Consider the following 12630-nt stretch of genomic DNA (forward strand, 5'->3'; position numbering starts at 1 on the left):
CGTGATTTTCCGGCAGTGAATTACTGCCGCGAGGGTTATTCAATGGGCAAAGCCGTGGTGTATTTTATCTGTTCCATGGCGAAGCTAGAAGTGACATCTGACAGCCCCGGAACGCTGTTCACGAGCTTCTTGTAAAAGTCGTCATAGCGCTTCATATCGGCCACCTGCACCCGCAGAAGATAGTCGTATTCTCCCGCCATGCGCCAGAAACCGAGCACTTCCGGCATCTGCGTGACTTCATTAACGAAACGGCAGTACCAGTCGCTGCTGTGATGCTGGGTTTTGATCAGCACAAATGCCGTCAAATTTAACCCCAGCTTTTCGGCATCCAGCACCGCCACCCGACCGAGTAAAATACCGTCATCTTCCAGCCGCTTCAGACGTTTCCAGCACGGTGTGGTGGTCAGATTAACGGCATCTGCCAGCGCCTGCAAAGAGAGCGAACAATCCTGTTGCAGCAGCGAAAGCAGTTTGCGGTCAATTTTATCTAACATTACCCACCTCAGGAGAATATTTTTCTCTTAACAGTCTAATACAAAGGCGAAATGACAACCCTTTTTTCTTTCTCTTTCGCTAGACTGGGCACAAAATGACAAACGGATAACCACCATGAATAGCAACTGGGTTAAATACGCTATCAACGAAATCAATGCTGACGCACAGCGTTCGGCAGATACCCATTTGATCCGCCTGGCACTGCCCGGTTTTGCAGGCATCAACCTCTATTTAAAAGACGAAAGCACTCACCCGACCGGCAGCCTGAAGCACAGTCTGGCACGCTCGCTGTTTCTTTACGGCTTATGCAACGGCTGGATCAAAGAGGGCACCACGATTATTGAAGCCTCTTCTGGTTCCACGGCGGTTTCAGAAGCGTGGTTCGCACGGCTTTTAGGTTTACCGTTTATTGCCGTGATGCCGCACTGTACGGCGAAACGCAAGATTGAACAGATTGAGTTCTATGGCGGTCGCTGCCACTTTGTCGATAGCGCCTGCGAGATTTACGCCGAGTCCGAACGGCTGGCAAAAGAGTTGAACGGTCACTATATGGATCAATTCACTTTTGCCGAGCGCGCAACCGACTGGCGCGGCAATAACAACATTGCCGACAGTATTTTCCGCCAGATGAAAAATGAACCGCATCCGCAACCCGACTATATTGTGATGAGCGCGGGCACCGGCGGGACTTCCGCCACCATAGGCCGCTATATTCGCAGCCAGGGGTATGGCACCCAGCTGATGGTGGTCGATCCTGAAAACTCCGTATTCCTCGACTACTGGCAGCATCGCGACGCCACTCTGCGAAGCGCAGTGGGCAGTAAAATCGAAGGCATTGGCCGCCCGCGTGTGGAACCGTCGTTCATCGCCGACGTTGTTGATGAGATGCTGCGCGTGCCGGACGCGGCAAGCATTGCCACCGCACAATGGCTGGAAACGCAACTGGGGCGCAAAGTGGGCGCGTCCACCGGCACCAATATGTGGGGCGTGTTGCAGCTTGCCGCGCGGATGCGTGAAGAAGGCCGCAGCGGCTCTATCGTGACGCTGCTGTGCGACAGCGGTGAACGCTATCTGGACACCTACTACAACCCGCAATGGGTAGCGGCGAACTTTGGTGATATTGAGCAGTGGACAGCCGAAATCGCCCGCCTTACGGCATAAAAAAAAGCCAGGCAGTAGCGCCTGGCTTGCTGGAAAGATCTTTTCATTCGGGGGAATAAGGAAGATTGGGGGTGTCCAGCCAGTGGGTCAAAAAGTGTGATACCGCCTGATCCCGGCAGTGTCCAATTACCGGTAAATGGGGCAGCGCCGCACGCAGTTGCGGCATGGCGTTGCCCATGATCATTCCTTTACCGACGCTTTCGAGCATCTCTCTATCATTCATCGCATCGCCAAATGCCATGCAATCCTGCAAGGAATAACCCAGCGTCGTGCTGAGCACCGCCAGCGCCGAGCCTTTGTTGCACCCTACCGGCAGGATTTCCAGGCAGTCCATCGCGGAGAAACACGAGTGCGCACGTGCGCCCAGCGCCTCATTTAGTTGAATGCGCAAACGGCAAAGATCGTCGTGACCGCCAACAAAGCAGATTTTGGTCACGTCATGCGCTGGCAGGCGTTTGAGATCGGTGAGCTGGTAGGTAAATCCGCTATAAAGGTGCGCCTGCAACGTCTCTGGCAGCGCTTTGTCGGTCAACCAACCCGAATCATTGAAAACGTGGACTGTAGCTTCGGTTTCCCAGCGACTGTGCAGCACCAGATCGGCCACTTCCGGGTTGAGATCCTGGCGATACAGCACCTCACCTTCACGAGAGTGGATCCGCGTACCGTTACCGGTAATTAAAAAGGCATCCATCGCGATAGCTCTGAGAATGCGGCGCATCTCCAGCGCGTGCCGCCCGGTTGCAAAAGCGAGCGTCACCTCCCGCTCATGTAAGCGCCGGAGTGTAGCTAACGTTCGATCGCCCAAACGATGGTCGGGCATTAACAGGGTGCCATCCATGTCAAAAGCGGCCAGACGTGCCATGATTTTTCTCCGCTTGTAGTGCGTTTTTGTGAAATTCAGTGTTGTGTTCCAGTATTGCGTGGGATATACGGAAGTAATAGTGAATAGATGAAAATTATTGTTCCGGGTTTATGCGACAACTGAATCGGCTTAATCAATACCAGCGTCTGTGGCAGGCATCTGCCGGAGAGGCGCAATCCGTCAGCATTCGTGAACTGGCGACGCGCTGTTTTTGCAGCGAGAGGCATATGCGCACGCTGCTGCGCCAGATGCAGGACGCGGGTTGGTTAAACTGGCACTCGCAATCCGGGCGCGGCAAGCGCGGTGAGCTTCATTTTCTCGTCACACCTGAATCCCTGCACAGCGAAATGCTGGAGTTCGCATTAAACACCGGGCAGCAGCAGAACGCGCTAGCACTGGCGCAGCTCGATCCTGACGATCTGCGGGCGTTGCTCAATCCCTTTTTGGGTGGCTTATGGCAAAACGAAACGCCGACGCTGCGCATTCCCTATTATCGCCCGCTGGATCCGCTGGTACCGGGATTTCTTCCCGGCCGTGCGGAACAGCATTTAGCCGGGCAGATTTTTAGCGGCTTAACGCGTTTCGTGACGCGCAGTTTCCAGCCGCAGGGCGACCTGGCGCATCACTGGGATGTCAGCCCCGATGGGTTGTGCTGGCGTTTTCATCTGCACTCAACGTTGCACTGGCATAACGGCGACGCCGTGACGGCTGAACAGTTGCAGGCGCAACTGCACAAGCTGCTGACGCTGCCCGCCCTGCAAAAGCTGTTTGCCAGCGTCGAGCGTATCGACATAACGCATCCCTGGTGTTTGACCTTCAAGCTGCATCACCCGGATTACTGGCTGGCGCACAGGCTAGCCAGCTATGGCAGCCGTCTGGCGCACCCGCAACAACCGATGCTGGGTACCGGCCCTTTTCGGCTGGTGACATTCAGCCGGGAGCTGGTTCGTCTGGAAAGCCACGACTATTACCACCTGGGCCACCCGCTGCTTAAAGCGGTGGAATTTTGGATAACCCCGCAACTCTTTGAGCAAGATCTTGGCACCAGTTGTCGACACCCGGTACAGATTGCCATCGGCGAGGCTGATGAGTTGCAGCACTTGCAGCCGGTGAGTAACAGTATCAGCCTGGGGTTCTGCTACCTTACTCTGCGTCCGGGTGCGCGGTTGAATGACGCCCAGCTACGCCGGCTGGTGCAGATTATTCACCACTCTTCGCTACTGCAAACGCTGCCGCTGGATGAGGATCTCATCACGCCAAGTCGGGAGCTTTTACCCGGCTGGCAAATGCCAGACTGGCCCACAGAACAGGTTTCGCTGCCGAATAAACTTACGCTGGTTTATCACTTACCCGTGGAGTTACACACCATGGCGGAACAGTTTAAGCGGCATTTACAGACACTTGGCTGTGAACTGACGGTGATTTTCCATAACGGCAAAAACTGGGAAGGGTGTACTCAGCTCGCCAGCGCCGATTTGATGATGGGTGACAGGCTAATCGGCGAAGCGCCAGAATGCACGCTGGAACAGTGGCTGCGCTGCGATCCGCTGTGGCCAAACCTGCTGAGCGCTCAACAGTTTGCGCATCAGCAAGCCACACTGGATGCAGTTCAACGCCAACCCGACGAACAGCAGCGCAACCGCGCACTACAGGATGTTTTTTATCACTTGATGGACAACGCTATTCTCACCCCGATGTTTAATTATCAGTACCGCATTAGTGCGCCACCGGGCGTGGAAGGGATCCACCTGAATACGCGCGGCTGGTTTGATTTTGCCGAGGCCTGGCTCCCTGCTCCATCGCTGTGAAGAAGCTGGTCGCTGCCAGCCGCTCGCGCTACCATAGCGCTTTATTTGTCATTGTCAGGAAGAATTATGAAACGTGCCGTTGTCGTGTTTAGTGGCGGACAAGACTCCACAACCTGCCTTGTTCAGGCGTTGCAGCACTACGATGAAGTGCATTGCGTGACTTTTGATTACGGGCAGCGTCATCGCGCCGAAATTGATGTGGCACGAGAACTTGCGCTAACGCTGGGCGCACGCGCACATAAAGTGCTGGATGTAACGCTGCTGAATGAACTGGCGGTGAGTAGCCTGACGCGCGACAGCATTCCGGTTCCGGATTATGAACCCGACGCGACCGGCATTCCGAACACCTTCGTGCCGGGACGTAATATTCTGTTTCTGACACTGGCCGCCGTATATGCCTATCAGGTGCAGGCGGAAGCAGTGATCACCGGCGTATGCGAAACGGATTTTTCCGGTTATCCCGACTGCCGCGATGAGTTTGTTAAGGCGCTGAATCATGCGATCAACCTGGGCCTGGCAAAAGAGATTCGTTTTGAAACGCCGCTGATGTGGATTGATAAAGCCGAGACCTGGGCGCTCGCGGATTACTGGGGCAAGTTGGATCTGGTTCGCAGCGAGACGCTGACCTGCTATAACGGCATCAAAGGCGATGGCTGCGGGCATTGTGCCGCCTGTAACCTGCGCGCCAATGGTTTACAGCACTACCTGGCGGACAAACCCGCCGTGATGGCGGCAATGAAACAGAAAACCGGGCTCAAGTAAGCACGCTACACGGCCCGGTGAGCGAGCGCGCCACCGGGCTTTAGCCTGATGGCGGCATTGCGTTATCCGAACGACGAAACGGTGCTTAAAGGATGAATTAGTCGCCTTCGCGGATCATCTTTTCAAGCCTTTCTCTCAGTTCGCTTTCCAGCGCCAGCGCTTTTTGCGTTTTGAGATCGATACAGACAAACGTCACCAGCGCGTCAGCAACCATTTGCCCCTCAGGGTTCAATGTCACAGCCTGGCTCAGCACACCGCTTTTGCCATTAATCTGCTGCACATGGCTGGTTACCGTAAGCACATCGCCCAATACGGCCGGACGGCGATAGTTGATATTGATATTGACCACCACGAAAGCGATGTTGTTGGCGGTCATCCATTTAAAGCTCTCGTTGTTTTCCAGCCCATCCCAGCGCGCCTCTTCAAGAAACTCCAGATAGCGGGCATTATTCACATGTTGGTAGACATCAAGATGAAAACCACGAACTTTGATTTGCGTCTGCATAGCGCTTCAACCTTTACCGTTTATAGTTATAGAGACAGAGGTCATACTGGTATGACCTCTTTATTCTGGCAAAGATTAGCGACTACGCAAGCGGCTTACAGTTTCAGGTTCGACAGATTACGCTCAACCAGCGTCCCTCCTATGCCTGGCACCTGCTTAAGATCGTCTACAGATTTAAACGGGCCATACTCTTCCCGATAGCTGACAATCGCCTGCGCTTTCTTGATACCCACGCCATTCATGACCCGCGACAGCTCTTCTGCCGTTGCGCTATTGATACTCACCCGGGTACCACCTTCATCATCCGCGCTTTTCGCCGCATCCTGCGCTTTGCTTTGCGCTGGCGTGGCGGCGTCGCTCTTACTTTGCACAGCAGGTGGCTTAGCCGCAGCTGAAGGCGCAGCCAGCGCGCTGTGGCTCAGGGTCGCGCAAGCGAAGGACAGCGAAATTAAGAGTGCTTTGATTCCATGTTTCATTGTGTTTCTCCTTTGTTTTCAACGCCAGGCAACAATAACCACAACAAAGGATGCAGACAAAACACAAACATTCAAAATGGAAAAGGCCGCGAAAACGGCCTTTAAGGTTTGCAGAGTATTACTCTTTTTTTGCGAGGCGCATCGAGCCTTTTTATTGCTGTGGTTCAGCGACGATATCACCCAGTTTGATCTTGGCTTCTTTACGCAGGTTGCTCATCAACGCTTCAAAAGCGATTTGCGCATTGTTCTGCGTGATGCCCTGCACCATCGCTTTCTTCTGCGCATCCGGCATCGTGCCTGCTTTCACTTCATCCAGCGCCATAATAACGACATTGCCTTGCTGATCGTTGGCGGTGCCGAAGGAAGGCTTATCTTTTGCTGGCAGCGGCAGATTGAATGCCGCCTGGCTTACCGGATCCTGTCCAGTACGTGCCAGCGTTTTTGCCTCACCAAAGCTCAGGCCAGCCGCTTTCAGCGCATCATCACCTTTACCGGCTTTCAGCTCACCCAGCAGTTTATCCGCATCGAGTTTTGCTTGTTGCTCCGCTTTGTTGTGCTTCACGATATCGCTGACCTGAGTTTTTACTTGGTCCAGCGGCTTGATCGCTTCGGCTTTGTGATCGGAGATACGCAGCACAAATGCGCGGTCACCATCAACAGTGATGATATCGGAGTTGCTGCCTGGCGTACCGTTCTGCCCTACCAGACCACCATTGAAAATGGCATCGCTTACCGGTTTGAAATTCAGCTCTTCCGGCAGATTATCGCGACCGAACCAGCCGGTCTGAACTGCTTTGGCACCAGCAGCCTGCTCAGCACCCGCCAGCGATTCGTTATCGTTGCTCGCCGCTTCGCTCACTTTCTGCTGCAGCGCGTACCATGCATCCAGCGCTTTTTCCTGTTTCACTTTCGCTGCCAGTTCATCACGCACATCGTTCAGCGGTTTCACCTGCGCAGGCTGGATATCATCCAGACGTGCAACCAGGTAACCCACTGAAGATTTAATGACACCAGAGAGTTGGCCTTTCTCTTTCAGACCGGCGTTTTTCAGCTCTTCCGGCGTGGTGGTATCTTCAAGCCAGCCCATATCACCGCCGTTACGCGCAGAGATGATGTCCGCAGATTTCGCTTTTGCCAGCGCCGCAAAGTCCGCGCCTTTTTTCAGCTCATCCAACACCGCTTTCGCTTCGTCTTCCGTTTTGGTCTGGATAATGCTGTATCGATTACGCTGCGGCTGAGTGAACTGATCTTGATGCTGATCGTAATAGGCCTGGATTTGCTCGTCGGTGACGTTTTCCTGCATTGATGCAGCATCCAGCTTGATATAGCTTACGCGGAACTGCTCCGGCGAGATAAAGCGGCTCTTGTTCTGATCGTAGTAGCTGGCAATTTCTTCATCGCTCGCGGTCTGCTTCGCTGCCAGCGCGTTGACATCAATTACCGCCTGGCGCACAACACGCTGTTGAGCGACCAGCTCAGCCAGCTCATCGGTCTCACCTTTGAGCATGAAATCCGTACCGGCAACGGCATTAATCAATTGCTGAGAAGTTAACTGATTGCGCAGCGCCTGAGCATATTGATCGGTGCTCATCCCCATCTGGTTTACGATGGCGCTGAAGCGATTGTTATCAAATTTACCGTTAGCCTGGAATGCCTGAGTAGCGAAAATCGCTTTTTTCACCTGATCATCGCTAATGCCAAGACCCAGGTTTTTTGCGTACTGATCCAGCAGCGCTTCATCAATTAAGCGGTTGAGCACTTGCTGACGCACCGATTTCATATAGTTTTCGTTAGCAGCCAGCTCAGAGAACTGATCGCCCAGCTGTTGCGCCATGCGGTTGCGCTCGCTATTCACCGCATTTTCAAACTGTGAACGGCCGATTTCCTGACCATTAACTTTTGCGGCGTAATTATTGTTACCGCCAATCAGGTAGTTACCTACGCCAGTCAAAATGAATGACACGATAATCAAACCCAAAATGATCTTGAGCACGACGTGATTTGCCGCCGCGCGTAAATTGTCCATCATGGTGTAACAACACTCCGCTGTAGGTGACTGTAGATCTCAGGCAGCTCAAGTTGCCTGCTGCGTGTAAGCGCGTATTTTGACAAGAAAACGGGGTAATTGTTAGCCCGTATCGCGTATTAACTCGCAGAAAGTGCGTCTGCACAAATAAAAAAGGCACATCTCACGATGCGCCCTTGTAGTTTGTCGCTATCCCTTCAAAGGGAAGGCGATCAGTTTACTGCGTCTTTCAGTGCTTTGCCTGCGCGGAAACCAGGAACTTTAGCCGCAGCAATGGTGATTTCTTTGCCGGTCTGAGGGTTGCGGCCAGTACGGGCAGCACGCTCTTTAACAACAAAAGAGCCAAAACCTACCAGCGCTACGTCGTCCCCGGATTTCAAAGAATCAGTAACGGCAGCAATAAAAGCATCTAACACACGTCCAGCCGCAGCTTTAGAGATGTCAGCATCTGCGGCAATCTTGTCTACCAGTTGAGATTTATTCACTCTACTCTTCCTCTCTTTATAATTTATATCGCACCTGAATCCTTCACAGCGCGACCGCGCAGCAGTTATATCAGGCCTGTCATGCCCTTACAACACCAGTTGATGATGACACACCCAACCAGCAATCTAAATTAGCTATACAAAAAAAGGCTGGCAAGTCCGAAATCACTCACCAGCCTTGTTTTTATTAACGCACTTTGCGCAAGGTCACTATTTTGCCGTTACGACTTGCATACCAAAGGGTTCATTCTGCAGCGCAAGGGCGAGAACTTCTTCGATACGCTTAACCGGATGGATATCCAGATCGGCAACAACGTTGTCCGGAATCTCTTCCAGATCGCGTTTGTTTTCGTAAGGAATCAGAACAGTCTTAATGCCCCCACGATGCGCCGCCAGCAGTTTTTCTTTCAGACCGCCAATTGGCAGAACCTGGCCGCGCAGGGTAATTTCCCCTGTCATCGCCACATCTGCACGAACCGGGTTACCGGTCAGACAAGAAACCAGCGCGGTGCACATCGCAATACCAGCGCTCGGACCATCTTTCGGCGTCGCACCTTCCGGCACGTGAACGTGAATATCACGTTTTTCATAGAAATCGCCGTTGATACCGAGTTTTTCCGCACGGGCACGCACCACAGTCAGCGCCGCCTGGATAGACTCCTGCATCACTTCGCCCAGAGAACCGGTATAAGTCAGCTTACCTTTGCCTGGTACGCAGGCGGTTTCAATGGTCAGCAAGTCGCCACCCACTTCCGTCCAGGCCAGACCGGTGACCTGACCTACGCGGTTTTCATCGTCCGCACGGCCGTAATCAAAGCGCTGCACGCCAAGATAATCGTGCAGGTTTTCACCGTTGATTTCGATATGCTTCAAAGACGGATCCAGCAATAGCTGTTTCACCGCTTTTCGGCACAGTTTCGAAATTTCACGCTCCAGACCACGCACACCCGCTTCACGCGTGTAGTAACGAATGATGCCGACAATAGCGCTGTCATCAACCGTTAACTCATTAGGTTTCAGTGCATTACGTTCGATTTGCTTGGTCAGCAGATGACGTTTAGCAATGTTCAGTTTTTCGTCTTCGGTGTACCCAGAAAGACGGATCACTTCCATACGATCCAGCAGCGGCGCCGGAATATTCATGGAGTTGGAGGTCGCAACGAACATGACGTCGCTGAGATCGTAATCCACTTCCAGATAGTGATCGCTAAACGCCACGTTCTGTTCAGGATCCAGCACTTCCAGCAGTGCTGAAGCCGGATCGCCGCGCATGTCAGACGACATTTTGTCGATCTCATCAAGCAGGAACAGCGGGTTTTTAACGCCCACTTTCGCCATCTTCTGAATCAGTTTGCCCGGCATTGAGCCGATGTAAGTACGGCGGTGACCGCGGATTTCCGCTTCATCACGCACGCCGCCCAGCGCCATGCGGATGTATTTGCGCCCGGTAGCTTTCGCAATGGACTGACCCAACGAGGTTTTACCAACCCCCGGAGGTCCCACCAGGCACAGAATCGGTCCTTTCAGCTTGTTCATACGGCTCTGGACCGCAAGATACTCAAGGATGCGGTCTTTGACACGTTCGAGGCCGTAGTGGTCGGTATCCAGAATTTCCTGCGCCTGACGCAGATCTTTTTTGACCTTGCTACGCGCGTTCCATGGTACCTGCACCATCCATTCGATATAGCCGCGCACTACGGTTGCTTCCGCAGACATCGGCGACATCATTTTCAGCTTTTGCAGTTCAGATTCGGCTTTCTCTTTTGCCTCTTTCGGCATTTTCGAGGCGTCGATTTTACGCTTCAGCGCTTCGTTTTCGTCCGGCGCGTCATCCATTTCGCCCAGCTCTTTCTGAATGGCTTTCATCTGTTCATTCAGATAGTACTCACGCTGGGATTTCTCCATCTGCTTTTTCACGCGATTGCGAATGCGTTTCTCAACCTGCAGCAGATCGATTTCAGACTCCATCATCGCCATCAGATATTCCAGACGTTCGTTGACGTCGGACATCTCCAGCACGGACTGCTTATCCGCCAGTTTCAGCGGCATGTGTGCAGCGATGGTGTCAGCCAGACGCGCAGGATCGTCGATGCTATTGAGCGACGTCAGCACTTCTGGCGGAATTTTTTTGTTGAGCTTGATATAGCCTTCAAACTGGCTGATCGCCGTGCGCACCAGCACTTCTTGCTCGCGCTCATCGATAGCTGGCGAGTCAAGGTATTCTGCTTTCGCAGAGAAGTGCTCACCATCGTCGGCAAGCGTGGTAATGCGCGCGCGCTGAAGCCCCTCGACCAGCACTTTCACCGTGCCATCGGGCAGTTTCAACATTTGCAAAATAGACGCCACGGTCCCGACGGTGAAAAGATCGTTTACACCCGGCTCATCCGTTGAGGCTTCCTTCTGTGCAACCAGCATGATTTTTTTATCATGGTCCATGGCCGCTTCCAGACAACGGATAGATTTTTCCCGTCCCACAAATAACGGAATGACCATGTGCGGATAAACCACCACATCGCGCAACGGCAATACGGGGATTTCAATGCGTTCAGAACGCTCAGGATTCATAGAGCTCTCTCTTAGTTTAAAGTCCGCCAGGTAATCAGGTGACGTGACTGTGCAACACGCACCATTAACATGTAAAGCAGTATATGGGGATGTTTCCCACACATTCAACGCTGTGTTTACGGAAAAATAAAAGGGGAGATAAAATCCCCCCTTTTCGATTAACTGATTGTAAGATTTGGTTAATTATTCGCCAGATGCCTGCTGCGCTTCCGGCTTGCCATAAATCAGCAAGGGTTTGGTTTGACCCGCGATGACCGACTCATCAATCACCACTTTCTCGACATCTTCAAGCGATGGAAGGTCATACATGGTGTCCAGCAGCGCGGCTTCAACGATAGAACGCAGCCCACGAGCACCGGTTTTGCGCACCATTGCTTTCTTAGCAATAGCGTCGAGCGCTTCGTCGCGGAATTCGAGATCCACGCCTTCCAGGTTGAACAACGCCTGGTACTGCTTCGTCAGGGCGTTTTTAGGCTCTTTCAGAATCTGAATAAGTGCTTCTTCGCTCAATTCACTCAGCGTTGCAACGACCGGCAGACGCCCGATGAATTCAGGAATCAGACCGAATTTGATCAAATCTTCCGGTTCAACCTGCGCCAGCAGTTCGCCTTCGTTGGCTTTTTCAGATTTTCCTTTCACCGTTGCGCCAAAACCAATGCCGGAGCCAGTTTCAACACGGTGAGAAATCACTTTATCCAGCCCTGCGAACGCACCACCACAGATAAACAGGATTTTAGAGGTATCAACCTGCAAAAACTCCTGCTGCGGATGCTTACGTCCACCCTGCGGCGGAACTGCAGCTACGGTACCTTCGATCAGTTTTAGCAGCGCCTGCTGTACACCTTCGCCGGAAACGTCACGGGTAATCGACGGGTTATCAGACTTACGGGAAATCTTGTCGATTTCATCGATGTAGACAATCCCGCGCTGCGCTTTCTGCACATCGTAGTCGCACTTCTGCAGCAGTTTCTGAATGATATTTTCCACGTCTTCACCCACGTAACCTGCTTCGGTTAACGTCGTGGCATCGGCCATAGTGAACGGGACATCCAACAGGCGCGCCAGCGTTTCCGCCAGCAACGTTTTACCGGAACCTGTCGGCCCGATAAGCAGAATGTTACTTTTACCCAGTTCAACGCCGTTGCTGGTGTCGCCATTGCGCAGACGTTTGTAGTGGTTATATACCGCAACCGCCAGCACTTTTTTCGCCTGCTCCTGACCGATGACATAATCATCAAGATGGTGGCGAATTTCATGCGGAGTCGGCAGCGCGCTGCGCTCGCGATGCGGCGCAACTTCTTTAATCTCTTCGCGAATAATGTCGTTACACAGATCCACACATTCGTCGCAGATATACACGGATGGTCCGGCGATCAGCTTACGCACTTCATGCTGGCTTTTGCCGCAAAAAGAGCAGTACAACAGTTTGCCCGAACCATCTTTGCGTTTATCTGTCATGAGTCAAAACCTCTTATCTGTTCTTTG

General features: G+C 52.8%; 11 protein-coding genes. 3 read left to right on the forward strand and 8 right to left on the reverse strand.

Annotated elements, in window-relative coordinates:
• Positions 1–35 precede the first annotated feature (35 nt).
• Positions 36–494 carry an Lrp/AsnC family transcriptional regulator gene (locus tag C813_RS40640; RefSeq protein WP_017458897.1) on the reverse strand — a complete coding sequence of 153 codons (459 nt, stop codon included), beginning with the start codon at positions 492–494 and terminating at the stop codon, positions 36–38.
• Positions 495–609: 115 nt separating this feature from the next.
• Here C813_RS40640 and C813_RS40645 point away from each other — a divergent pair, with 115 nt between their 5' ends.
• Positions 610–1656 carry a PLP-dependent cysteine synthase family protein gene (locus tag C813_RS40645; protein ID WP_017458896.1) on the forward strand — a complete coding sequence of 349 codons (1047 nt, stop codon included), beginning with the start codon at positions 610–612 and terminating at the stop codon, positions 1654–1656.
• Positions 1657–1699: 43 nt separating this feature from the next.
• Here C813_RS40645 and cof read toward each other — a convergent pair whose 3' ends face one another.
• Entirely contained in the window at positions 1700–2518 is an 819-nt protein-coding gene (gene cof / locus C813_RS40650; protein WP_017458895.1) for an HMP-PP phosphatase, read from the reverse strand.
• 110 nt (positions 2519–2628) lie between these two features.
• On the opposite strand from cof, the gene C813_RS40655 reads away from it, so the two are divergent.
• Entirely contained in the window at positions 2629–4326 is a 1698-nt protein-coding gene (locus C813_RS40655) for an SgrR family transcriptional regulator (protein ID WP_017458894.1), read from the forward strand.
• A gap of 66 nt (positions 4327–4392) precedes the next feature.
• Positions 4393–5088 (forward strand): 7-cyano-7-deazaguanine synthase QueC, encoded by a 696-nt coding sequence (queC, locus tag C813_RS40660; protein ID WP_017458893.1) that lies wholly within the window; start codon positions 4393–4395, stop codon positions 5086–5088.
• Positions 5089–5185: 97 nt separating this feature from the next.
• On the opposite strand, the gene C813_RS40665 is transcribed toward queC, so the two are convergent.
• The 6 genes from C813_RS40665 to clpX all read right to left on the reverse strand — a co-directional run bounded on the left by C813_RS40665 (position 5186) and on the right by clpX (position 12603).
• Complete coding sequence (locus tag C813_RS40665; RefSeq protein WP_017458892.1) at positions 5186–5593, reverse strand: YbgC/FadM family acyl-CoA thioesterase; 408 nt, start codon at positions 5591–5593, stop codon at positions 5186–5188.
• Positions 5594–5688: 95 nt separating this feature from the next.
• Entirely contained in the window at positions 5689–6069 is a 381-nt protein-coding gene (locus C813_RS40670) for a helix-hairpin-helix domain-containing protein (protein WP_017458891.1), read from the reverse strand.
• Positions 6070–6220: 151 nt separating this feature from the next.
• Positions 6221–8098, reverse strand: coding sequence for a peptidylprolyl isomerase (ppiD, locus tag C813_RS40675; protein WP_017458890.1), 1878 nt, complete (start codon positions 8096–8098; stop codon positions 6221–6223).
• A 209-nt stretch (positions 8099–8307) separates the two neighbouring features.
• Positions 8308–8580 (reverse strand): nucleoid-associated protein HU-beta, encoded by a 273-nt coding sequence (gene hupB, locus C813_RS40680; protein ID WP_017458889.1) that lies wholly within the window; start codon positions 8578–8580, stop codon positions 8308–8310.
• Between the two features lie 210 nt (positions 8581–8790).
• The gene (gene lon / locus C813_RS40685; RefSeq protein WP_017458888.1) at positions 8791–11145 is read right to left on the reverse strand and encodes an endopeptidase La; all 2355 of its coding nucleotides are present in this window, start codon (positions 11143–11145) and stop codon (positions 8791–8793) included.
• A 183-nt stretch (positions 11146–11328) separates the two neighbouring features.
• Positions 11329–12603 (reverse strand): ATP-dependent protease ATP-binding subunit ClpX, encoded by a 1275-nt coding sequence (gene clpX, locus C813_RS40690; protein ID WP_017458887.1) that lies wholly within the window; start codon positions 12601–12603, stop codon positions 11329–11331.
• Positions 12604–12630: the final 27 nt, after the last annotated feature.

This window comes from Kosakonia sacchari SP1 (genome assembly GCF_000300455.3).
Classification (GTDB): Bacteria; Pseudomonadota; Gammaproteobacteria; order Enterobacterales; family Enterobacteriaceae; genus Kosakonia; species Kosakonia sacchari.

Bases quoted from the DNA above. Each gene is read 5' to 3' on its own strand.
- C813_RS40640 (WP_017458897.1), bottom strand. From the start codon at position 494: ATGTTAGATAAAATTGACCGCAAACTGCTTTCGCTGCTGCAACAGGAT.
- C813_RS40645 (WP_017458896.1), top strand. From the start codon at position 610: ATGAATAGCAACTGGGTTAAATACGCTATCAACGAAATCAATGCTGAC.
- cof (WP_017458895.1), bottom strand. From the start codon at position 2,518: ATGGCACGTCTGGCCGCTTTTGACATGGATGGCACCCTGTTAATGCCC.
- C813_RS40655 (WP_017458894.1), top strand. From the start codon at position 2,629: ATGCGACAACTGAATCGGCTTAATCAATACCAGCGTCTGTGGCAGGCA.
- queC (WP_017458893.1), top strand. From the start codon at position 4,393: ATGAAACGTGCCGTTGTCGTGTTTAGTGGCGGACAAGACTCCACAACC.
- C813_RS40665 (WP_017458892.1), bottom strand. From the start codon at position 5,593: ATGCAGACGCAAATCAAAGTTCGTGGTTTTCATCTTGATGTCTACCAA.
- C813_RS40670 (WP_017458891.1), bottom strand. From the start codon at position 6,069: ATGAAACATGGAATCAAAGCACTCTTAATTTCGCTGTCCTTCGCTTGC.
- ppiD (WP_017458890.1), bottom strand. From the start codon at position 8,098: ATGATGGACAATTTACGCGCGGCGGCAAATCACGTCGTGCTCAAGATC.
- lon (WP_017458888.1), bottom strand. From the start codon at position 11,145: ATGAATCCTGAGCGTTCTGAACGCATTGAAATCCCCGTATTGCCGTTG.
- clpX (WP_017458887.1), bottom strand. From the start codon at position 12,603: ATGACAGATAAACGCAAAGATGGTTCGGGCAAACTGTTGTACTGCTCT.